Origin of the sequence: Bacillus sp. H1a (assembly GCF_000633475.1) — a bacterium.
Taxonomy (GTDB): domain Bacteria; phylum Bacillota; class Bacilli; order Bacillales; family Bacillaceae_G; genus Bacillus_A; species Bacillus_A paramycoides.
The window spans coordinates 1-22,191 of sequence record NZ_AYMH01000004.1 but is presented as its reverse complement, the minus strand read 5'-3'; the positions used below and the strand labels follow the sequence as shown (position 1 = coordinate 22,191).

Annotated in this window: 21 protein-coding genes and 3 pseudogenes; 3 read left to right on the top strand and 21 right to left on the bottom strand. The window is 32.2% G+C overall.

Translation table 11 applies throughout. From position 1 onward, the window contains the following. Positions 1 to 106: 106 nt before the first annotated feature. The 13 genes and pseudogenes from U860_RS0102905 to U860_RS0102840 all read right to left on the bottom strand — a co-directional run bounded on the left by U860_RS0102905 (position 107) and on the right by U860_RS0102840 (position 9,799). Entirely contained in the window at positions 107 to 634 is a 528-nt protein-coding gene (locus U860_RS0102905) for a hypothetical protein (protein ID WP_025147338.1), read from the bottom strand. 351 nt (positions 635 to 985) lie between these two features. Next, positions 986 to 1,141, bottom strand: a pseudogene (locus U860_RS35585) (zincin-like metallopeptidase domain-containing protein); the annotation flags it as partial. A gap of 34 nt (positions 1,142 to 1,175) precedes the next feature. Next, on the bottom strand, positions 1,176 to 1,694 hold the full coding sequence (locus tag U860_RS0102900; protein ID WP_025147337.1) for a hypothetical protein: 519 nt from the start codon (positions 1,692 to 1,694) through the stop codon (positions 1,176 to 1,178). Positions 1,695 to 1,705: 11 nt separating this feature from the next. After that, a complete protein-coding gene (locus U860_RS0102895; protein ID WP_025147336.1) occupies positions 1,706 to 1,972 on the bottom strand; it encodes a hypothetical protein in 267 nt (88 codons plus the stop codon). A gap of 12 nt (positions 1,973 to 1,984) precedes the next feature. After that, positions 1,985 to 2,299 (bottom strand): hypothetical protein, encoded by a 315-nt coding sequence (locus U860_RS0102890; RefSeq protein WP_025147335.1) that lies wholly within the window; start codon positions 2,297 to 2,299, stop codon positions 1,985 to 1,987. A gap of 535 nt (positions 2,300 to 2,834) precedes the next feature. Further along, on the bottom strand, positions 2,835 to 3,059 hold the full coding sequence (locus U860_RS0102880; RefSeq protein WP_025147333.1) for a bacteriocin immunity protein: 225 nt from the start codon (positions 3,057 to 3,059) through the stop codon (positions 2,835 to 2,837). Continuing rightward, a complete protein-coding gene (locus U860_RS0102875; protein ID WP_025147332.1) occupies positions 3,056 to 3,802 on the bottom strand; it encodes an ABC transporter permease in 747 nt (248 codons plus the stop codon). Before U860_RS0102875 ends, U860_RS0102880 begins: the two co-directional genes overlap by 4 nt. 12 nt (positions 3,803 to 3,814) lie before the next feature. Continuing rightward, entirely contained in the window at positions 3,815 to 4,555 is a 741-nt protein-coding gene (locus tag U860_RS0102870) for an ABC transporter permease (protein WP_025147331.1), read from the bottom strand. Beyond that, a complete protein-coding gene (locus tag U860_RS0102865) occupies positions 4,555 to 5,469 on the bottom strand; it encodes an ABC transporter ATP-binding protein (RefSeq protein WP_025147330.1) in 915 nt (304 codons plus the stop codon). The genes U860_RS0102870 and U860_RS0102865 overlap by 1 nt, the downstream gene beginning before the upstream one ends. Positions 5,470 to 5,555: 86 nt before the next feature. Beyond that, positions 5,556 to 6,950, bottom strand: coding sequence for a HAMP domain-containing sensor histidine kinase (locus tag U860_RS0102860; protein WP_025147329.1), 1,395 nt, complete (start codon positions 6,948 to 6,950; stop codon positions 5,556 to 5,558). After that, positions 6,947 to 7,669, bottom strand: coding sequence for a response regulator transcription factor (locus U860_RS0102855; protein ID WP_025147328.1), 723 nt, complete (start codon positions 7,667 to 7,669; stop codon positions 6,947 to 6,949). The genes U860_RS0102860 and U860_RS0102855 overlap by 4 nt, the downstream gene beginning before the upstream one ends. A gap of 206 nt (positions 7,670 to 7,875) precedes the next feature. Continuing rightward, positions 7,876 to 8,582: pseudogene (locus U860_RS32645) on the bottom strand (IS6 family transposase). 239 nt (positions 8,583 to 8,821) lie between these two features. Beyond that, complete coding sequence (locus tag U860_RS0102840) at positions 8,822 to 9,799, bottom strand: hypothetical protein (RefSeq protein ID WP_025147327.1); 978 nt, start codon at positions 9,797 to 9,799, stop codon at positions 8,822 to 8,824. A gap of 357 nt (positions 9,800 to 10,156) precedes the next feature. Between U860_RS0102840 and U860_RS0102835 the strand changes: the two genes are divergently transcribed. Beyond that, a complete protein-coding gene (locus U860_RS0102835) occupies positions 10,157 to 11,317 on the top strand; it encodes a site-specific integrase (RefSeq protein ID WP_025147326.1) in 1,161 nt (386 codons plus the stop codon). An 88-nt stretch (positions 11,318 to 11,405) separates the two neighbouring features. On the opposite strand, the gene U860_RS35730 is transcribed toward U860_RS0102835, so the two are convergent. From U860_RS35730 to U860_RS0102795, 8 genes are all read right to left on the bottom strand, one after another. Continuing rightward, complete coding sequence (locus U860_RS35730; protein ID WP_000625960.1) at positions 11,406 to 11,573, bottom strand: hypothetical protein; 168 nt, start codon at positions 11,571 to 11,573, stop codon at positions 11,406 to 11,408. Positions 11,574 to 11,833: 260 nt separating this feature from the next. Next, positions 11,834 to 12,718, bottom strand: coding sequence for an Rpn family recombination-promoting nuclease/putative transposase (locus U860_RS0102825; protein ID WP_025147325.1), 885 nt, complete (start codon positions 12,716 to 12,718; stop codon positions 11,834 to 11,836). Positions 12,719 to 13,440: 722 nt separating this feature from the next. Further along, a complete protein-coding gene (locus U860_RS0102820) occupies positions 13,441 to 14,352 on the bottom strand; it encodes a VanW family protein (RefSeq protein WP_029952824.1) in 912 nt (303 codons plus the stop codon). A 554-nt stretch (positions 14,353 to 14,906) separates the two neighbouring features. Next, positions 14,907 to 15,215, bottom strand: coding sequence for a hypothetical protein (locus U860_RS0102815; RefSeq protein WP_029952822.1), 309 nt, complete (start codon positions 15,213 to 15,215; stop codon positions 14,907 to 14,909). An 84-nt stretch (positions 15,216 to 15,299) separates the two neighbouring features. Then, positions 15,300 to 15,965 (bottom strand): YkyA family protein, encoded by a 666-nt coding sequence (locus U860_RS0102810; protein WP_025147323.1) that lies wholly within the window; start codon positions 15,963 to 15,965, stop codon positions 15,300 to 15,302. Between the two features lie 20 nt (positions 15,966 to 15,985). Continuing rightward, positions 15,986 to 16,798, bottom strand: a complete 813-nt coding sequence (locus tag U860_RS0102805) for a peptidoglycan-N-acetylglucosamine deacetylase (RefSeq protein ID WP_025147322.1) — start codon at positions 16,796 to 16,798, stop codon at positions 15,986 to 15,988. Between the two features lie 442 nt (positions 16,799 to 17,240). Then, the gene (gene ald / locus U860_RS0102800; protein WP_025147321.1) at positions 17,241 to 18,374 is read right to left on the bottom strand and encodes an alanine dehydrogenase; all 1,134 of its coding nucleotides are present in this window, start codon (positions 18,372 to 18,374) and stop codon (positions 17,241 to 17,243) included. Positions 18,375 to 18,502: 128 nt separating this feature from the next. Beyond that, on the bottom strand, positions 18,503 to 19,726 hold the full coding sequence (locus U860_RS0102795; protein WP_025147320.1) for a PucR family transcriptional regulator: 1,224 nt from the start codon (positions 19,724 to 19,726) through the stop codon (positions 18,503 to 18,505). Between the two features lie 446 nt (positions 19,727 to 20,172). On the opposite strand from U860_RS0102795, the gene U860_RS0102790 reads away from it, so the two are divergent. Both U860_RS0102790 and U860_RS31110 read left to right on the top strand, forming a co-directional pair. Further along, complete coding sequence (locus U860_RS0102790; protein WP_025147319.1) at positions 20,173 to 21,411, top strand: cytochrome P450; 1,239 nt, start codon at positions 20,173 to 20,175, stop codon at positions 21,409 to 21,411. A gap of 287 nt (positions 21,412 to 21,698) precedes the next feature. After that, positions 21,699 to 22,043: pseudogene (locus tag U860_RS31110) on the top strand (DDE-type integrase/transposase/recombinase); the annotation flags it as partial. Positions 22,044 to 22,191: the final 148 nt, after the last annotated feature.

Here is a 22,191-nt window from a genome sequence, read left to right as displayed (position 1 = left end):
ATGGAACTGTTTATTCTATTCGCATCTGGTTAACATAACCCCACATTATACATTATAAAAAAGCTAGCATAAAGCTAGCTTTTTTATTATGTATAATTCGCAAATTTTAATTAGATTTCACAATTGCTGAAGAGGCCTCATCATTCCAAGTTCTAGCCCCATCCCCCAAGCTGAAACTAGTCAAATTAATATATCCGCCGTTATTTACAATAGCAAGTGCATGTCCTTGGGCGTTATTATGTTCATAGATAGTTGTATAATCTCCAAAAGAATGTGTAAGTACAGAGGAAACATTATCATTGTTTGAACCACCAAAGTTTGCAATAATAACTGGGTTTCTACTTGCATTTACAGTAAATCTTGAGCCTTTCAAATCGTTATCGTAATAAAAAGTAGAGTAAATTTGAGCTAAAGGTTGAATCTTGAAATTTTTAGGAACTGGATGTGTAGTTAAAAAATTTTCAAAATCTGATTTTTCGTCAAAACCAATAGTCGCTTGTTCGCCAATAACTCCAGGTGTTACTACCTGGTATGGCTTTGATGGGGACTCCGCATACGCCTGAGGGCTTGAAGCACCAAATAACATTGCACCTGCTAATAAACCTGTGGAAAGTATACCAATTACTCGTTTCACAATTATCACTCCTTAATAAAATTTACTTACAAATTAATCTTACATCCATTTCCATTAATTTGGTATTGATGTGAAATTTTATCAATAAAATAGATTCTATTAGAATAATGAGATATATGTATTTTGATAGAGGTATATAAAAAAAGAAAGCAAGTAGGTCTGCTTTCTTTTGGAATATAATCAATTACTTATTAATAATTGAACCAGCACAATCCACTCATCAATTTGGTATAACGTAATAGTTATACCGGAAGGTACACTTTGTTTAGTTAACTTCATTGAATTTATGGTTCTGGTGCAAATATATGAAGAAGAACATGGATGATAGTAGATTTCTAATGGAATCGTATTTTATGCTATAAGTCCAGTTGCTGAAGTGATTCCGTCTCTCTTTAATCTGCTGGAATAGCCTGTTGAATGAATAAATTCATGAAATAAAGTGCTATAGTATCCTTCAACTTTCGGGAAATCCTTCATGGAAGGTACATTTACATGGTCCTTAGCAGGCTGATAAAATGCCCCTTACTCAACCATATTACAATTACCTCCCAAACTTATACTTCTGTATGACTAAGTCTTTATCGTCATATCTAGGGTCTAACTTAACTTCACCTTTGTACTCAATGATTCGTAACCTGTCAGTCGGATATACCTTATCGTAAAGTTCCTGTTTCACCCATATCTTTTTCATTTTGTTATTGTCAAACAACTCTAAAGTAGGGTGTTTCAGTATGATATACTCTTCTTCAATGTGTTTCCCAAGAACCATAACCTCTTTTGCTTTGCCGTTTTTAACTAATTCATCGTTTTGATACTCCTCTATAACTGACAAGACCAAACAGAATAAGACGAAAATACCTACATACATCCAAGCCTTCTTCCTTCTCTTTTTCTTGTATGCTTCAAGTTTCATGATATACTCTTCAAGTTCATACTCTGTATACTCTTTCACAGATGAATCTAAGTAGTAGGTTTTTCCAAACTTTGTACTCTTAAATACAACATAGTCGTCTACATACTCTGGGTCTTTCTCTAAGTTTATGAATTTCTTTTCACTCATAACATACCCCTTTATTTGTTTCCTATTATCACTACCCCAACTAAGATGAAAACAATAACACTTATAACCACAAGAGTTGCCTTTTTACTTAACTTTCCCCTAGAACCTTCTAATACTGCCCATATAATAATTGGGAAAAGAAGAATACCAAGGAGAATGTCAACAAACTTGTTACTCTGCTCCTCTTTCAGTTTCTCTTCTTTTCCTATGCGTTCTACCCTATTTGGTACTTTTTCTACGTGTATTGGATTCTTCTTTTTCTTACGTCTATGATTCACTATTCATACCCCTTACTTTGAATCGTAACTTTCAAATAGCATAGTCTTTCCTTTGTACTCAATAACCTCAATGCGAGAACCAATGTCTAAACGTTTGTATACTTTCTTACTTACGCTACCTGTGTGCGTTTCACCATCTACTTTGTACTTGATTTCATAAGTCTTAAACCCTTTAGGTGTGTACTCTTTCATGTCTACGACTTCCGCTATACTTGACTTACCATGTTGTCTGACTTGTATCTCGTCGTACGTTCCTACCCCTATGAGTAGGAACGTACACACTAGAAACACTACAATACAACCAATTCTAAACCGTTTCTTTTTCAATATAATCCCCCTTACTTTACATCGTAACTATCATACATGATTGTCTTTCCTTTGTATTCTAGTACTTCTATTTTAGTGCCTTTGTCTAACTTCTTGTATAACTCTTTATCTATATTACCTAAGTAAGTCTTATCTTTTATTTTGTACTTGATTTCATAGGAGTTACCTCGCATAGTTGAATATTCTTTCTTATCCACTACTTCTACTATTACTGGTTTACCATACTGTCTGACTTGAAACTCTTCTATTGTATGTTTACCTACAAAGATGATAGCACCAATGATAAATACTGAAATATAGATAACTATTAACCGTTTACAAATATAAAGTACACAACAGTCAAGGTAAGACATACTATGTAACAGTGAACGAAGTCTATGTATATATGAGATAAGGAAATGCAAAAAGGAGGCGGGACTCAAGTGTGAGTTCTGCCTCCTTTTTTTGCTGAATTTATAACTCTTTTAAGTTTTATCTAATAAAGCATTTACTTTATTGTTATTTATGTAGCAAGAGTAAGATTTTATTGAAAATTCTAAAGCTGTATTGGTTTATACGCTAGTGCTATATCTACTATTTGTTCTGGAGTAAGATCTTCATCATTCCAATATATAAGATCACTTACTTCTGGATGTGAAACATTTCTTTCTACAACTTCTATCATTTCATCAATCTCCTCTTCAGTTCCTTCACATTCTACAATTTTACTTACTAGATTTATCAGTTCTTCTCTTGTTAATTTCGCTGTACTTCTATTCATATAATATCTTTTATTGTAAATCTTCGAACTCCAACAAAAGTAAATATAATAACGAATAAGCAACTTAAGACATAAAAACTACTAAACTGAAAGAAAGTCTGCAAGCCTTCTAGATGAATAGGGTCCATTGCTAATCCTGGTTGCGCAAATGGCCATATATACCCGATATTTAAGTAATGAAATATCATTCCTATACATGTAAAACCAAAACTCATTCCAACGGGAACAGCAAAACTTTTTATAGAAGATGAAAGAAATAATTGTAGTGCAGCAATTGAAAATGTACCAATCCATCCATTGAATGACCAATTTAATAATGAATTCCAAGGAATAGGACTTGTAATACCTAGTAGCTTACCAATTAAGATATAAGCAATTAAAAAGAATACTTGTGTCAATAAAGTTAACATAACGATTACTAATAACTTTGCCATGTACACATATCGAAATGGAATTGGTAAAGAGATGATTTTTTTCCAGTTTCCCTCGCTATGTTCAAAGCGGCATACAAACGCACAATAAATACTTACTACGACAGGAAATAAAAATAATCCATAAATTAATCCAACTTGTGTCCAAGCCTTCTCCCACTCATTTGTTGAGACTTTCATTAAGACATCGTAGTTTACTTGAAAATTTATGAGTCCAAGCGCAATACAAATAAGTGGAATGAATGTCATTACAATCCATATTTTTGAACGTTTTAATTTTAATAATTCACATCGAAATGAGCTTAATAACATATCTACATCCTCCTAATGAATATCTTTTTGCGAAAAATGAGCAGTGCTAAGAACGATAAATAATAAACTAACTCCTAAACTTAACAAAAGATTCATCATGACTCCTTGGTTTGGGAAAAACACTATTTTCCCATTGGAAAATGCCCAAGAAATTGGATTTGTCAGAGATGAATAGGTCCAAATTATCCATGTTTTCCAAGGTAACATCTGCCCGAAATACCCAAGAAATGAGCCGATTACACCTGCCGTTAAAGCAAATACTTGATTTTTCACTACCAAAGATATCCAGAGTTGCAAAATAACCATTGGAATACATCCTATAATGGTAAAACAACCATATTTCAGTAATAATATCACCGGAATTCCACTTTCAAAATTAAAAATTTTTCCTATTAATATAATTGCAGAAATAGAAATTATACCTGCGTATACAAGAAAAAAGAGACTAAAGATAATTTTAGTTATATATACTAGCTGCCTGGAGGTGGGAATTGCACACAATAGCTTCCAGGTGTTCCCCTTATTTTCAAAATCAATTATTCGAGATGTAATTGTCGCAATCATTATAGGTAAAAATAATGCATTTATCATACTTACTCTTGAAAGAAGCGACTCCCAATTTAGAAATTCCTTTTTTTCTTGTGACACAATAGCAAATAACCAAAGTAACGCTAAAGACTGTATTAAAAATACTACTAAAAATAATTTCTTTCTTTTTAATTTCAATAATTCACTTCTTAAGGCAGCAATCATTATAAAACACCGCCTTTTTCTGTTAAGTTTAGAAATATTTCTTCCAACGTATGCTTCTCTTCTTCAATGCGATACACTGATAAATTCTGCTGTACTAATAAATGATTTATGTGAGAAATAAGGTGATCTTCTTGTTGATGCGTAACTAGACAATTACCTTCAATTCTAAGATAAATATGATGCTGTTCTAAAATTTGATGAGCCTTTACTACATCATTTACGCGTATTTTCATTGATGCCTGGCTTTTTTTGCGTAACACTTCAATTTTATCTTGAAAAATAAGCTGTCCACTATTAATAATGCCCACTTGCGTTGCAATTTGATCCATCTCATTTAACAAATGACTAGAAATAACAACTGTCATATCATATTGCTTTGGCAGTTGTTTGATGAGTTCACGAATTTCTTGAATCCCGGCAGGGTCTAATCCGTTTGTGGGTTCATCTAAAATTAACAATTTTGGATTTCCAAGTAGTGCCATTGCTATGCCAAGGCGTTGCTTCATTCCAAGTGAGTATTGTTTAACTAGTTTATCTTTTTGTTTCTCTAATCGAACAATACGCAATACCTCATCAATATTCTTTTTTGGTACTTGTAACATTTGTCGAATTACTTCTAAGTTTTCATGACCTGTTAAATGTCCATAATAAGATGGCGATTCAACAAGAGAGCCAACCTCTCTTAAAATATCTATTCGATTTGTTTTTAAATCCCGATTGAATACCTTAATATTACCTGTCGTCGGTTTTATTAATCCCAGTAACATTCTAATTGTCGTCGTTTTCCCAGCCCCATTTGGGCCTAGGAATCCATAAATTTCACCTTTACCAACTTGCATTTGTAATTGATTCACACTATTTACAGCTCCATATGTCTTTGTCAAATCTTCTGTTTCAACGATATATGTTCCCATTATTGGCACCTCTTTTTCTTGATTAAGCTATCATTTATTATGAAAGTTCTTGCTTAATCTTGAATTGAGCTGACCTTAAGTTTAGCTTAATTTTCTAACGGAAGCTGGAATGTAATTTTAGTACCCTTTCCTTTGGTGCTTTCTACTGTAATTTCTCCACCGTGAGCTACAATGATTTCCTTTACAATTGCCATTCCTAAACCTGAACCACTTTTTGAATCTGTATTTGTACCACGGAAGTATCGATCAAAAATATGTGGTAAATCATTTTTATTTATTCCGTCACCATTGTCCTCAATCGTAACTATGGTGTATCCGGATGTTTGTTTTATACGAACTTGTATTAATGTTTTAACATCAGTATGAATGAGCGCATTATTCAATAGGTTTACTGTGGCACGTTGAATTAATCCCTGATCTGCTTTTATAATTAGTTCTTCCTGAGGGCATTCAAATTCAATTAATCGATTCTCATATTGAGGCATATTCATAAATTCAATAATTGTTTCTCGGGTGAGATTCACAATATCTACTGTAGTTTTATGGATAGGTAACAACGCATTCTTCAATTGATATGTAAGTTTTAAATCATCAATCAATTTTTCAATATAAATTGATTTACTTTGGATTACTTCTGCATATTGGTACATTTCTTGTGCAGTAATTTTATACTCCCGATTCCCTATAACTTCACTATAGCCTTTAATAGAAGAAAGCGGTGTCTTTAAATCATGAGAGATGTTTATAATCCATTCTGCTCGCATCGTATCTAGTCTTTTTCTTTGAACGTTAATATCCTTTAGTTGATGTGATAACTGATTCAGATTTGTATACACCTCTGCATAGATTCCCTTTTCTTCCGGTACTTGTTTATATTGTCCTTGTTTTAATTTATTAATATGTTCAATTATCATGACAACAGGTTTTGACATATACCTTGCCACAATGTAAGCAAATAATAAAATACAAACCACTGTTACTCCTATCAACATTAAAATCCCATATGGATAGAAGCTAGATAAATTATTGAAGTTCAAATAGACAGATTTTCGCAATGCTTGTTTTGACGGGAAAGCGACAATGTAACTTTCTACTTGTGTACTTTTATCTAACTTGCCTACAAACGTTGTATAATTCCCAATATCGTACTTATAGCGTAAAATCAACTCACTAGGAGTATAGTGAGTTGGTGTATTTTTAGGCTTATACATTTGAAATACTTCATCACTATTATGATTTAATACTTGTAACCATGCTCCATGTTCTTGTAAAAATTTTTTTCCTTTATTTGTTATAGAAATACTTCCATTTTCTACTGTGATTTCTTTTTGAAAAGCTAATACTGAGCCCTCTGGATCGTCCATTCCCTCACGGTTATAAGTAAATACTAAATAACTAAAAGCAAAAAATTGAACGATTAGGATAAACATAATTAATCCTATTAATGAGGTAATATATAGTCTCGTGACCTTCCACTTCATCTTGCATCACCTTTTGTATTAAGTTTATATCCTAGTCCCCTTACTGTTACAAGGTAATGAGGTTTGGAAGGGTTATCCTCTATTTTTTCTCTTAAATGTCTCATATGTACCATCATAATATTGTCATTACCCAGATACGTTTCGCCCCAGACAGCTTCATATAAGCGAGCCTTGCTAAAAATTTGATTTGGGTTTTTTATTAAAAATAGTAATATATTAAATTCTTTTGCTGTTAAAGTTAGTAATGTATCAGCCCTTAACACTGTCCCTTGTGCCTCATCTATCGTAATGTCTCCAAACTGATACATATTCCGAGCCTTTTCTTGATATTGATTGCGTCGAAAAAATGCTTTCATCTTATATGCTACTTCTTTCGGACTAAAAGGTTTTGTAATATAATCATCGCCACCTATACTTAATCCAAGTATTTTATCTAAATCTTCATTTTTCGCCGATAAGAAGAATATCGGAACGAATGTAAACTGTCGAATTTGCTGACAAACACTATATCCATCTAAATCTGGAAGCATAATATCTAATATGATAAGATCTGGCTGTACTTGCCTACACATGCGTATTCCTTCTTCTCCTGTTGTACACGTATAAATATGTTGAAATCCCTCTTTCTTTAAAACTGCTTCCAACAAATTTAAAATCTCTTTTTCATCATCTACTATAAGAATTTTTTTCGTATAAATATCTGGGATATTATGTATCATCTATTGCACCTCAATATCTTTCTATGTAATTTAGAATTAAATAGTGAACAGTATTACCTTAATTATTAATGTATCATTTTCCTTCTACAGTAGAATAGCAATTTGAAAGTTTTCCCACTTATTTTAGGGGGAGATTATCATTTTTTCGGGTTCTGGTGCAAAAATAACAGAGAATAAAGCGCATATATTCTTAACGGAATCTTATCTTATGCTGCAAGTCCAAACAATTGATGGATGAATTCTTTCTGATTTTGGACAGACTGGTCCAGTAAATCAATCTGTTCTTTTTTAATCATATGCCTGGCTTCAACACCACTCAATATAGAGGTTGCTGTTTTAAATGACTTGAACCCCAACATAGAACTCACGCGTTTCTTAATCAAACGATGATCTTGTTCCACTATATTATTAAGATATCTAACTTGCTTTAGTTGTATGCCTTCAGGCATATGTTTCTCTTCTTTTAATTCTTGGATCGCTACAGGATAGGCAGGATTCTTATCTACTGTTATCACACGAGGTTTAGAAACATACGAAAAAGCCAAGGCTTTCTTGAAAAAGCGCTTGGCTGCTTGTTTATCCCTTGTTTGACTTAGATAAAATTCAATTGTATACCCTTCTGAATCGACTGCACGATATAAATACATCCATTGCCCTTTACTTTGATATATGTTTCACCGACTCTCCACGAGTCATTTGTTGGCTTAAGATGATGTCGTACTTTCTCTTCTAGTTGAGGTCCATATTGATGAAACCAGCGCATAATCGTTGTGTGAACAATTGATAATCCTCTTTCCTCCATCATTTCTACCAGGTTACGAAAGCTCAAATTGTACCGCAGGTACCATCTTACTGTTAATAAGATTAGTTCAGGCTGATAATGCTTCCATTTGAATACATTTTCCTTTTCCATACCAATTACACACATTCTTTAGATTAGTAGTATCAGTATGTCCAAGATTTATAAATTCATTGCAATTATCCTGTAGTTTTTGCACCAGAACCGTTTTTTTCATACATTGTAAAAAAATGAATCCTCAGATTCATTTTTAAGAGGCTTTATTAGCCTATTAAATAGAATAGTACTTACGGTTAACAATGTTGATTCTAAGTCCATATGAGAGATATTCCATGAGTTTGATGGGGAGATTTTTAGCGTTTATACAACATATGTTGATTAATTTTATCTCGGATTGCGCTTGCAATAAATTCTTCAATGGAACTGTTTGTTTCTTTCACAATTTTAGTTATTGTATGGTATTCGTTACTTGTAATGGTTATTGGCTTAGTCACACTGCTACTGTCTAAATATATACTATTATTGACACGCTGAGTTAGCTTTCCTTCTATTATATACGGCGTTAGGCTTTCAATCCATTCTAATTGCACCTGCATTGGTAATTGAATAACAGATTGGCGAATATCGAAATACCAGAATCCATCTTCTTCAGATATTTTTATATTGCGTGGTGAAACATACTGTAGTATTAAATCAATCAAATAAAAGATATTATTACGTAATTGATTTGATTTGGGAAAACGGAATTTTACAAACTTTTGATGATGACTTCTTGGTTTATCGGATAAAACATATGAAGGTTCATACCCCATAATTATTGCATCTTCTAGTGTCATATTATTTCCAAACTCATCAAGAAGTACAATATCTCCACGCTTTGGAATGGAGATAATGCGTGCTAATTTATTACCCACCATAAATTTTTGGAACAATACTACATTATGTTTTTGTGAGAATGTATAGAGAGTATTTGTCTGATCCAATTGTTGAACCAATCCGTGAATTTCTTCCTCTTTTACAAATTTCGTTTCACGATTACGATGTTTCTGTATAGTACAAGTCAAATCCCCGTCTTCTATCCACTTTTCAAGCTGATACATACTCACATTATAATCTTTGGTTGCCTGATATAAGGTAATTCCTTCTGTTTCACGTTCTTCTTTCAATTTTTCTATATCTTCTCGCTTAAATAAAAAACTGCCATCTAAACGCCAGGTATCTCTATTAATTGGATTTAATTGACCTTTCTTCATAAGAGTATTGAAAATGAAGCCACTAATTTCTAAATAAGCTTTTACTTCATTCGTATTCATTTCTTGCATTTCAAACATTATCTTTCCTCCTACGAGTATACTGCTTTTATGTGTAACTTATAATATTATTATGTAAAGTTAATTTAATAAAATATATGATTTAAATTAATTATAACACAGTTAACGCTTAAATTATTTTTAAAAATATATAAAAGATAAATATATTTTCTATTTAAATTACCATTTATATGATAAGAAATCGTATAAATGATAATATTAAATAAAAATTAATCTACAACCATAGAAAATGTGAGATTTTCTATAGTTATTATCCATTTACTAATAATTAAATTTTAATTTCTTTATATAACTAGTTTTACATGAATATAGGTTATAATGTTATTAGATTATAATTCCGTTAGGAGTTGATATATGATGAAATTTGAAATGAATACACTACATAAAGATAGTTCATTAAAAGTTATTGAAAAACAAAAACAAGAATTTGCAAATATAATTGCAATATGGAATCGTGATTATATAAATGAAGCTGAATTTAAAAAGGAAAATAACGAAAGAGAAGATTCATATACATATGAGGGGTTTTCAGATGAAGAAATATTGTACTACTACTTAAATCGGCAAACACATTTTGACCAAGAAAAACGTATAAAGGATGCATCCAGGACTCTATATGCACGTGATCTAAGCCAGTTCTATTTTTTCATCAAACAAAGCACAGAATTTCTACAGCAAGATGTAAGAGATTATGTAATTGGCCAAGTTTGGAGGAACTTAAGAAAACGACATGTCCGAAACTATCAAAAGTGGTTATCCCAGGAGGCAATCTCCTATCAATCAAAAGAAAAGTACAAAGCATCTACGATTAGTAGAAAACTTGGTGTAATCCGCTCTTACTTGAAATGGTTGTATGAAATTCAATATATCCAGGAACCTCTTCATGTAGAGATTCTAAGTACGACCGTTAATAAACAACATAAACCAAAACGCGAGTTATCATATGAGGAAGTGAAGCATTTGCTTCATTACTATAAGGACAATGAAATCAATTACGCTTTATTATCGCTCTTGGCTACTACGGGATTACGTGTTGCAGAAGTCGCTCATGCCAAATGGAAAGATCTTGAGTATGACGCTATACGTGGACGTTACTATTTAACAGTTGATACAAAGGGAGATAATGAACGGATTGTTTCTATTAATAAGGATATTTTTAATCGTATTGTTGCATTTCGAATCCGGAGAAGGTTACCTGTAAACATTGGGAATAAAAATGGTGGGACTATATTTCAAACAAAGAACCATACTGCTTATAGAGAGAATTACTTGTCACAATATATTTCTAAAATTATTAAGGATACCAAGTTACCTTTTACAGAGAATATACGAATTACCCCTCACTTCTTTAGACATTTTTATGTACAGTACTTATATGATTACAAGGGGCTAGCGCCTCATGTCATAGCAGCTGCAGTTGGCCATAAAAATGATAGAACTACAAAAGAAAATTACTTGAAGCAAAGACTTACTAAGGATAATGATGTAGGAAAATTAATTGGTGATGATGAATTTTAATATGTAATTAATATATAATAAATTCGAAATAGGCCAAGGTGAAACGAACATTCAGTTTCACCTTGTCCGTTTGAATTGCTTTAAATATTTACACTGCATAGACTTCAATTTTTGTAGGATTAGAAAAACGGCGTTCTAATTCTTTTTTGATTTTTTCAATAGCAAAGAACGCTGAAGATGCATATACAGTAATCACTTTTTTTATAAAAGTATTACCTGTTATCAAAATGTATCTTACTGAATATGATGAAATCATACTCTCACCCTTTCATATATCTATTGTGTTTAAGATATATGCCGATAGGTGTGGATATATTCTCAAAAAATATAAAGTGATATTGTGAGCAGAATGAAAAATATCAAAAAGTTGATTTAAAAAAAGCACTGCCAAAGTCTTCAGCAATGCTTTTCGATTAGACGTACTACGATAATGAGCGTCTACTTTCTTCTATACGTTTGCTCATGAATAGAATACAAATTTGTATTTTAACATAGTTTCTGTATGTTCTTATATATTTACTTTAATTTCAAGATGCGTTCTATTTCCTCCACACTTAACTTACTTGCTTTTGCAATAGTTTCAAGCGGTACGCCAATTTCATGCATCCCTCGAATCATTTGCATCTTACCTTGCTCAATGCCTTTTTCTATACCCTCTTGTTCTGCATGTGCTAGCTTAGCTTGTTCATCTAGAAGTAATTTCTCTCGAGCTTCATATGCTGTTCGGAAAGAAGAATCATGGCTCATATTTTCCCATTTATTTATTGCCTTTTGTAAAATTGGATCTTGATTCATCGCAATCTCCTCCAATGTTTGAGTTAAATGTTCGTCTTCATGTGCTGGTAATAATAACATCCAACGAACAAATGTATTTTCCCACGGGTTTACTTTTTCTTCACGCCATTGTTTTACCAATTTCGGTATCTCTACAAAATGAATTTCAATGTCGTCACTTAATAGTTGCTGCATTTTTGTATTCCATAATTGTCCGATGGTATGAAATGCGTCATCCTGAGAAAACAAAATAAAATCTAATAAGTTAATGGTGATTGTTTTCCGAAGTGAACGATATGGCATCCCTTCTTGCATTTGGGATGTATAAAGTTTACTCCAATAATATAAAGATCGCTTCACCATATCATGTGTATTCCGAAGCTGAATTTCGATATTTACTTGCGTCCCATTATCTAGTGTTGCTAATAGGTCTAAAATCGATAATTTATCATCCTCATATGATTTATGGAGATGTGGATCTTCTAGTTGTAGCGTTGTAATAGGTGCATCTAAAGATTCCTCTAGAATTGCATTTAAGAAACCCGTTAGAATTTCCTCATTTCCTTTCGTCCCAAATAACTGTTTAAAAGCAAAATCAATGCGTAAATTTACTAATTTAGTGGACATGGATTTCCTCTCCCTGTCTATATCATCTCTTGTTCTTATTGTACATAAAAAAAGGTAGAACATGCAAACAAGCTCTTATGCTATCGTACATAAGAGCTTGCCTGAATCCATAAAAAATTGGTGGTTCTGGTGCAAAATATACGCAAAAATACGAGAGTAATTACGAACGTTCAATCTTTATAGAGTATAAAAATACGGATTTTTATGTTGATTTCCGAACAAATCATTCTCATGAGAATATAACATTCATGTCGGAGTATCTACATAATCATTTTTGCACCAGAACCCAAAATACAGAGATACAGGTACAGAAAAAGTACACAATATTATTGTTAGCGTGAGGTAGAGAATGAAATGATTCTGTTATTCACCTTGGCCGAGCATCTTTAAAACCAATGAAAGACTTTTGTAACATTTTTGAAAGATTTTTGAAAGATATTTAAAGTAAGATAAGCTTATCGCTAATGTATATGCAAAACACTCTATATTTTATTTTTCTAATACAAGATCTGTTAGAAAAATAAAATTGATCAAACCAAGCTTCCCCAAAGCTTCTTTGAAATAAACAAAACCCACAGAAAACATTCTTGTTCTCTGTGGGTTTTGTTTATTTTATTTTGATCTAAGAAAGTTCCTTCATGCAAGAGTCAATCTACATTCTGAACAAGGGATAGGAAAAAACAAGAAAAATAGCAACTAGATAAACTCTCTAAACAGACCTTTTAGATTAACATACGTATTTCTGCGTTTAATGTATTTCCTTCCACCTTCATAAAGATCTGTACCGGTACATCATTCGTATTTTCAAACACTAAATCGAAATAAGGATACGCTATAGTTGCATCTCTGCCTATAGGTACATAGCCAACTGGTTTTGAATGACTATACCTTTCTATCATTTTTAATCCTGATTGATCCGCTGCATTATATAGTGTAGAAGAAGTTTGGCAAACCCCTCCTCCATAAGCATCGACTAATTTTCCTGCAACAATTTCTTTCCCTAGCTGGTATCCTTTATCAGGTGTTGTATCTCCTATTAAAGCATTAAAGGAAAAACGATCACCTTTCCCTAGTATGACACCATTAATAGTACTTGCGGACAAACGAATGTTTTCCATCTTACCATTAGCTGTACCAACTATATTCGTTGTATATTTCCCAATTACTTTGCTATTGTTATTTGTATCTGTTAATTGAGCAACAGGTTGTTTCTTAGAAATTGGTAATTCATAGGAACGATCCCATATTCCCACATCCATTAAATCCTCTACTAATTCTTTTTCAAATAATTCATATGAGGGCTTTCCTTCTTCCCATCTTCCATCACTAGTCATACGAGATGGTGTCATTTTTTGATCAATCTGTTTTCCTATTTCATTAGCGATTTTTTTAATATGTAATTTATATTGTTTTTCATCTTTAAAATATCCTAATGAAGTTAAATTTATTTGTTTGACTATTTTTCCACTAGTAGGATCTACTAAATTTATCTTCCTATCACCAATGTCTTTTATTCCCATAGGTTTTTCACCTATATCACTTACTAAAGAGACTTCTTTAATCTGAGATTTACATCCAACTATTGTAATGGTGCAGAGAGCACTAAGCACATACAAATGTTTTTTACGTAACAATGGGTTCGCTCCTTTGATTATAATGTTTTCTTATTTTTTGTATTTTGTCTGTTCATCGGTTCATTCTATCCGTTTATTCATTGAAAATTCAGATGTGTTGATAATATATTTTAATAAACTCAACCTTTTAACTTTTGGACGTAAATGCTATAAAAGATTGTGTATTATATAAAGAAACCCTCAAGGGCACTTTCTTCCAAATATTTTCACGAGAACCAAAAATAATACAACTACATATCACAATAAGAAATAAAATCACTAAAATTAATGAGAAATGTTTCATAAGAAACTCCTTTTTGAGAAGATACGCAAAATGTTTTATCCTATATTAAGTCAGAGAATAACAACAAAAAATAATCATTTTGCAATATTCTTACGGGTAAAGTCCTATTCGATTTGATTTAAAAAATAATACAAAGAATAGAACTTTTAGACAGGGGAAATAATTAAAAGTTAATGTAGTATAAGCGGACAAAAAACATGCGAATCAACTTAAGTGTAAGAAAAATCAATTATAACGTTATTAGTGCAATATCTTCTAACGAATCAATTCCCTAGGTACCTCTTTTCTTTAAATGTTTTTTGTATTGTTTAAATACTTGTTTATCAACTCTAAATTTTTCACCAGTATCCTTGTTTTTTACTAAAACTGTTTTAGCGGTATATTCCTTTATTAAAAAATAAAAGAAATATGCCCAAAAAGATAAAGTGAAAGTCGGGAGAACTAAGAGTAATCCTGTAATAAACATTACAATCTCCAAATCTGAATTTACTCGTTTTAAAACAAATTTTTGTCCTGTTGACACTTCATATCGCTGTAGCCGTTGAATTAATTGTAAAGGTGCAACAGTATCATAGCTCATGAAAAAACCTCCTTGAAGCGAAACACTATTTAGAACTTTGGTTTATCTTTAGGGATGAGAGATCCAAGATACTTAAATTGATAATTATTTTTCTTGCTGGATCTCTTTTATTTTAATTTTAGCTTCTTTATAGAATGCTAGTTTTCCTACATTATAGCTTTTTGTATATTGATTGAACTTTTCTTTTTCTTTTAGTATCTCTTCATTCAATATATTGAAAGCTGTAACTGTCTCATTAATCTCTTTTAGTTTTGTATCTTTATCTTTTAACTTTCCATAAAGTTCTTTTTCAATCTTCAATGATTTTGTATAGTTTTCACTTATTTTCTGAAAAGCTTCATAACGCTTTTTATAGGACTCTTCTACTTGTTTTGCCTGCGTTTGTAATTTTTTATCCTCGATTTTACTTATATAACTATGCACTGCTGTTACTTCTTTTTGAGCCTTTTCTAGTACCACTTTTTCATCTTCCAATAATCCTCCACGTGCATCTATACCTGCAATAGCCTGTTCGATTTCTTGCATTACTGGCTCGTTATGCACTTTTCCTTCTTCTATAATTTGATTGTACAATTCCTGTCCTCTTATTTCTAACTTCTCTAATATTTTTACATTATCAAATAATGGTTTTTCTTGATTTGCTGCATTTTCAAAAGCAATATATAATTCTTCTTCTGGCTTTGCTCCCAAACAACCCCCTAGCAATCCAATTGATAAGATTGTTATTAATGCCACTTTCCTATAAATCAATGTCAATCCCTCCTTTGGTGTTATAAACGTTTATCATGCCAAAAATTCACGGAAAAATGCTCCTCTTCATGATATGCTTCAAGTGCATATCCTTTTTCTTTTAATCCCTTTATAATAGCTGGTACGGCAGCAACGGATTGTGGGTGAATGTCATGCATTAAAATAACTTCTTGTGATTCTGTTGCACCTGCCAATACATTTTGAACAATCTGAGCGGATGCGGCATCAACTGGCATATTATTATACTTCCAATCTAAGGAGTCAATTGTCCAATCCCATACTTTAAAACCAGCATCTACCACTTTATTTCGAAGCGACTCATTTAAGCCAGGCATAGACCCATATGGAGGACGTGTTAATGTTGGAGATTCTCCAAGAATATTTGCTATTAAACCTTGATCTTCTTTCATTTCATTCACATACTCGCCATTGGTGTATAATTTCTTAAAATCATGTGTCATACTATGCATTCCAACATAATGACCTTCTTCTTTCTCACGTTTTATTAATTCCGGGAACTGTTTTACATTATTACCAATTAAGAAGAATGTGGCTTTTGCACCATTTTGTTGTAAAATGTTTAACAACTCAGCTGTATATTTACCTGGTCCATCATCAAAAGTAAGATAAGCCACTTTTCTTTCTTGACCATTAAAATGTTTCGGTGCTATTTTCTTAACTTCAGTTTTTGATTGTTCACTAGCTAGCTGTACTGGATTTTCTTGTTTAGCTACAGCTTTTGCTGGAGAGGTAATTGATTGAAATGTAAAATATCCAGCTATAAGTACTATGATTAAAATTACTATAAGCTGTATATTAGTATTATTTCTCATGATAGAACGTCCTTTCTTACCTACATACATTAATCTGTTTGTATATTTTACGTTGATGTATTTTATTACAGCTACAAGTACCAAATGTTATATAAATTAAAATGTGCATTAAAACTATTCATCATATCGGCACTACTGCAATAATGCGTAATTGTTTTTACTGTGTTGACCTTTACAAATAACATCCTTGAAGTAGACAAAGTAAAAAAAGCTTACCACTAAATTGATTTTAAAGATGCTCTAACAAATATGACAACGATTCCATTTATGTTTCTCTAATTTTCGAGGCAACATAAGAAGATTGGATAATAAATTCATCCAATCTTCTTATGTCAGTATGGTAGTGCACTTTCTTCTCTAATATGAAACCAGCATCTTAAGGGAATGCTTTAGAATAAGAAATATCTAAAATTCGTAGTCCTAATGTTTTATCTAAAAAGAGTCACAATTGGTTGCATTTTTTCGGAAAAAAATCATCTATGGAGATACAATTGTAACCGAGTTCCTTTGCAACCACTTCACATGTAATTTCACCATTCAACGTATTTACGCCAAGTTTTAAAGCTTCGTTTTCTAATATTGCTGTTTGTAAGCCTTTGTTAGCAATTTGTAGCGCATACGGAATTGTTACATTTGTTAAGGCAATAGTGGATGTTCTTGGAACTGCACCAGGCATGTTCGCAACAGAATAGTGAAGCACTCCATATTTTTCAAATGTTGGGTTATCATGTGTCGTTACATGATCACATGTTTCTACAGCTCCACCTTGATCAATCGCTACATCCACAATTACAGATCCAGGTTTCATTGTTTTCACCATTTCTTCTGTAACAAGCTTAGGAGCTTTAGCACCAGGAATTAATACGGCACTAATTAAAAGGTCTGCTTGTTTTACTGCTTCCGAAATATTGAATGGATTGGACATCAATGTTTTGATTTGTGTACCGAAAATGTCATCTAGTTGGCGTAAACGGTCTGCGTTTAAATCAATGATTGTTACGTCCGCCCCAAGACCAATCGCCATTTTCGCAGCGTTTGTACCGACAATACCTCCACCGATGATAGCAATTTTACCACGATTTACACCAGGCACTCCTGCAAGAAGAATACCTTGGCCACCGTTTGATTTTTGTAGAAATTGTGCTCCTATTTGTACAGACATGCGTCCAGCTACCTCACTCATTGGTGTAAGAAGAGGGCGTGTATGGTTTACTTCTACTGTTTCGTATGCAATGGCGGTAACTCTTTTACTTTTAAGGGCTTGAGCTAAATTAGGTTCAGCAGCCAAATGTAAGTATGTGAATAAAATTAAGTTTGGACGAAAGTGAATATATTCACTTTCGAGAGGTTCTTTTACTTTCATAATCATTTCTGATTGATTCCATACTTCAGCAGCACTTTTAATAATTTCAGCACCAGCATATACATAATCTACATTGCTAAAGCCACTACCAACACCTGCATTTGTTTCAACTAATACCTTATGGCCAGCTGTCACAAATGGAATAACTCCTGCAGGCGTAAGTGCGACACGATTTTCATTATTTTTTATTTCCTTCGGTACACCAATAATCATAAAATTCCCCCCATTACTTAATCTTTAATCTGCCATATTGTAAGTATAGAGGAATAAAAATGTCTTTTCATCGTTGAAAAAAAACAAAAATACAGCATCCTTTTGTGGAATTCCACAAAAGGATGCTGTTACATAAACTTTTTCAACTTGAGATCCAAGTACAAAATCATTTTTTGGTTTGGATCTTTTAAATCAATCTCACTAATTTCATAAATACGCTTAAGTCTATAGCTAAGTGTATTAGCATGAATATTCAAAGCTTTTATTACCTCGCTAATATTACTGTCTTTGTTTAAATAGATTTCCAACGTTTCAACAAGATTGGAATTATGCTTATTGTCATATTCATATAGCTTGTGCAACGCCTGGTTTTCATACTCTTCATGTTTTCTTTTCTCAAGTAAAAGATCAATTAATTGATAAATCCCCATGTTTTGGTAGCTGTGAATATTTACTGTATCAGAAGGGAATTTTTCTTTTATAGATAAAACAGTTAGTGTCTCTTTGTAAGCTTTACTGATTTTTTGGTAGTCACTATATATACTGCTAAAAGCTGGTTTGATAGATTTAATACCATATCGCTTTTCCATCTTATTCATAAAACTATCCGCAAAATCATTGATTTCATGAAAAGGACGTTTTACATTATCTAATGAAGTAAGAAGAATCAATTGATTACGGTCAATGGTATAAAGTAAAACCTTCAAATGTTGGCTTGTTTTTAACAAATAAGAAATTTGTTTCTCTTTTTCATTTGTGATTTTTTGTTCAAAATGGAATGCGGCAACAGTAAATAAAGATGCCGGAGTTATTTGGAGGTCGTAGAAATTTTCCATAACTTCTGAGTTTACCTGCATATGATTAGTTAGCAGTTTCCAAAAAAACTCTTGTGATCTTTCTTCTTTTTGGTTTTTTCGGGCTTGAAGTTGCAAAAGCTTACTTTTTACAGCATCCGCGTACTTTTTTAACAAGGCAAAATCTTGTTCCGTTAAAGATTTTTCAATTTCTAAAGCCCAAATGAATCCTAAAACTTCTTCTTTGTTCCAAATAGATACCGCGACTCTATCACCGAGACCAATATCATCTATCTTTTTTATACGAATAGGCTCCCGATTTTTTAATAAAGCAGGAATAATCCCCTCTTTCCACAGGTTATTGATTACTTTTTCAGGTACACGACGCCCCATAATAGTGCCAATTCTCGCTGGGTCTGTCCTTTCGTCATGGGTACTATATGCGAGAAGTCGATGATTTACATCCTCAATAGTAATCGGACATTGTAAAATATCACTGACTATATCAGCAAATTCCTCCAAACTATCGAAGGTAACTCTAAGAGAATCATTATTCATATATGTCAAGGCTCCTCCATCCTAAGTTAATTTAAATTTTTGTATTCACTGGAAGAAAAATATCCTTCTTGTAAATTAACAAAATGATATCACAATTTTATTACTCCTGTTACAAACTAATAAATTTTAGAAAGTTCGAAATCATACTTCGACAACACTACTTTCTAAAAGCATGGTATTATCATATCTAAGTGTTAGAAGTTACTTGCATTAGCAAACTTTTTATGTTATTTTATCTTATTTTATATAGAAAGGATTAATTAAAAAGTAATATGGTGTTTCGAAAAATAGAAATTTTAAAATCTAAATCTAAAATTTCCAATTTTATTTCACAAGGTAAAGTAATATTTTATCGGAATATTCTTACCTTTATTAAAATCAATTGAGTTATAATGCAAATTAGGTGCTATACTCACCACTATTTTATAAAGATGGAGGTTATAATCATGTCTTCAAAAAGCGAGCAACATTCTATTTTATTATCAGAAACACAATTAACTTCTTCTGACTTTAAACATGAAGCATATGATATTTACAAAGAATTACGTGAATTTCATCCTGCTTATCCCTTATCTTTAGGCGAACAAAATCAAGGTTGGCTTATTACAAGATATGAAGACGCAGCTTCGCTATTAAAAGATGCTAGATTAATGAAAAATATTGAAAATGTATTTAGCGAAAAAGAAAAAATTAAAGTCCCCATCTCACTAGAAAATAGGGAACTCTTAAGAAAACATATGCTAAATTCAGATCCTCCTGATCATAATCGCCTACGATCACTTGTTCAAAAAGCATTTACTCCTCAGATAATTTCACAACTTAAAAATCGCATCCAACATATCGCTGATACATTATTAAATAAAGTAGAACACAATCATTCTATGAATTGTATAGAAGATTACGCTTTTCCTTTGCCCATTATGGTAATTAGTGAAATGTTGGGTATTCCTCTTGAGGATCAATCTAAATTTAGGGTTTGGTCACAGGCGATCATTGATACTCCACATACATCAGATGATATACAAGAAAACAACCAAAAATTAGGGGAGTTTGCCGAATATATACAATGTTTAGTCGATAAAAAAAGGGAACACCCTGAAAATGATTTAATCAGTACACTCATAAAAGTAGAAAGTGAAGGAACGAAATTGAGTGCATCAGAATTATATTCAACAATTACATTGCTTATCGTTGCCGGTCATGAGACAACTGTAAATTTAATTACAAATATGATGTTTGCACTACTTGAGCATCCAATTCAATTACAGAAACTTCGACAAAATCTTGATTTAATTGATTCAGCAATTGAAGAGACTTTAAGGTTTTACAGTCCTGTCGAATTAACCACTCTTCGTTGGACAGCTAAATCGTTTACATTATATGGTCAAGATATTAAGCCAAAAGATAGGATTATTATTTCATTGGCATCGTCTAATCGTGACGAAAAGATTTTTCAAAATGCTAATGTATTCGATATTACAAGAAAGAATAATCGTCATATTGCCTTCGGTTATGGTAGCCACTTTTGTCTTGGGGCATCGCTCGCTCGTTTAGAAACAAAGATTGCTATTTCTACATTATTGCGTCGTATGCCAAATATAGAAATAAAAGGTGGAAAAGAACAAGTAAAGTGGAAAGGAAGCTACCTAATGAGATCATTAGAAGAATTGCCTTTAAGCTTTTAGGTTATATATTCATCATTCGGAAAAGGCAATTTTTTTAGTAGTAAAGATACTCTTTTCTATTAAATTTAATATATCTCACCTTCATATCAAGATATTAATGAATTAATCACTTGTATATATTTTATTAAGTTAAAAAAAGGAAAGTAACTTGTTCCCATCCAAGTTACTTTCTCTCATACATTGCAACCGAAAAAGGGAGAAGAATGTAATGTATCAACATGTACATTACAGATTTTACGATGCAGGAAAGCTCATATCGGACTTTAGTCTGCCTTTAGGCATGGGATGAAAGTATCGCTTTTTCGTATGTTTCTAAACCTCGTGTGATAGCAGTAGATAAGAACCCTGCATATCCTGTAGCGATTCAAGAGTTGAAAGAAGAGAAACATATGCCTGAAGGCATACAACTAAGAAAAGTTAAATATCTCAATAATATAGTGGAACAAGACCACCGGTTTATTAAAAGGCGAGTTCGTTCTATGTTAGGATTCCAGTCGTTTAAAACAGCAATCCCTATATTGAGTGGTGTTGAAGCCATGCATATGATGAAAAAAGGGCAACTTGTTTTACTGGATAAGTCTGCCCAAAACCAGAAAGAATTTATTCATAAATTGTTTGGCTTAGCTTCATAAGATAGAAATGAAAAGGAAATTGCTACTCTATGTTTCTAACTAACATTTTCGCACCAGAACCAAAAAAATGTATGAAAGTTATACGATTCGATTGAATTTATAAAAACATTGCATCTAAGAGATATATTTAAAAAAATGACCTACTTTC

Bases quoted from the DNA above. Each gene is read 5' to 3' on its own strand.
- U860_RS0102900 (WP_025147337.1), bottom strand. From the start codon at position 1,694: ATGAGTGAAAAGAAATTCATAAACTTAGAGAAAGACCCAGAGTATGTA.
- U860_RS0102880 (WP_025147333.1), bottom strand. From the start codon at position 3,059: ATGAATAGAAGTACAGCGAAATTAACAAGAGAAGAACTGATAAATCTA.
- U860_RS0102875 (WP_025147332.1), bottom strand. From the start codon at position 3,802: ATGTTATTAAGCTCATTTCGATGTGAATTATTAAAATTAAAACGTTCA.
- U860_RS0102870 (WP_025147331.1), bottom strand. From the start codon at position 4,555: ATGATTGCTGCCTTAAGAAGTGAATTATTGAAATTAAAAAGAAAGAAA.
- U860_RS0102865 (WP_025147330.1), bottom strand. From the start codon at position 5,469: ATGGGAACATATATCGTTGAAACAGAAGATTTGACAAAGACATATGGA.
- U860_RS0102860 (WP_025147329.1), bottom strand. From the start codon at position 6,950: ATGAAGTGGAAGGTCACGAGACTATATATTACCTCATTAATAGGATTA.
- U860_RS0102855 (WP_025147328.1), bottom strand. From the start codon at position 7,669: ATGATACATAATATCCCAGATATTTATACGAAAAAAATTCTTATAGTA.
- U860_RS0102840 (WP_025147327.1), bottom strand. From the start codon at position 9,799: ATGTTTGAAATGCAAGAAATGAATACGAATGAAGTAAAAGCTTATTTA.
- U860_RS0102835 (WP_025147326.1), top strand. From the start codon at position 10,157: ATGAAATTTGAAATGAATACACTACATAAAGATAGTTCATTAAAAGTT.
- U860_RS35730 (WP_000625960.1), bottom strand. From the start codon at position 11,573: ATGATTTCATCATATTCAGTAAGATACATTTTGATAACAGGTAATACT.
- U860_RS0102825 (WP_025147325.1), bottom strand. From the start codon at position 12,718: ATGTCCACTAAATTAGTAAATTTACGCATTGATTTTGCTTTTAAACAG.
- U860_RS0102815 (WP_029952822.1), bottom strand. From the start codon at position 15,215: ATGAGCTATGATACTGTTGCACCTTTACAATTAATTCAACGGCTACAG.
- U860_RS0102805 (WP_025147322.1), bottom strand. From the start codon at position 16,798: ATGAGAAATAATACTAATATACAGCTTATAGTAATTTTAATCATAGTA.
- ald (WP_025147321.1), bottom strand. From the start codon at position 18,374: ATGATTATTGGTGTACCGAAGGAAATAAAAAATAATGAAAATCGTGTC.
- U860_RS0102795 (WP_025147320.1), bottom strand. From the start codon at position 19,726: ATGAATAATGATTCTCTTAGAGTTACCTTCGATAGTTTGGAGGAATTT.
- U860_RS0102790 (WP_025147319.1), top strand. From the start codon at position 20,173: ATGTCTTCAAAAAGCGAGCAACATTCTATTTTATTATCAGAAACACAA.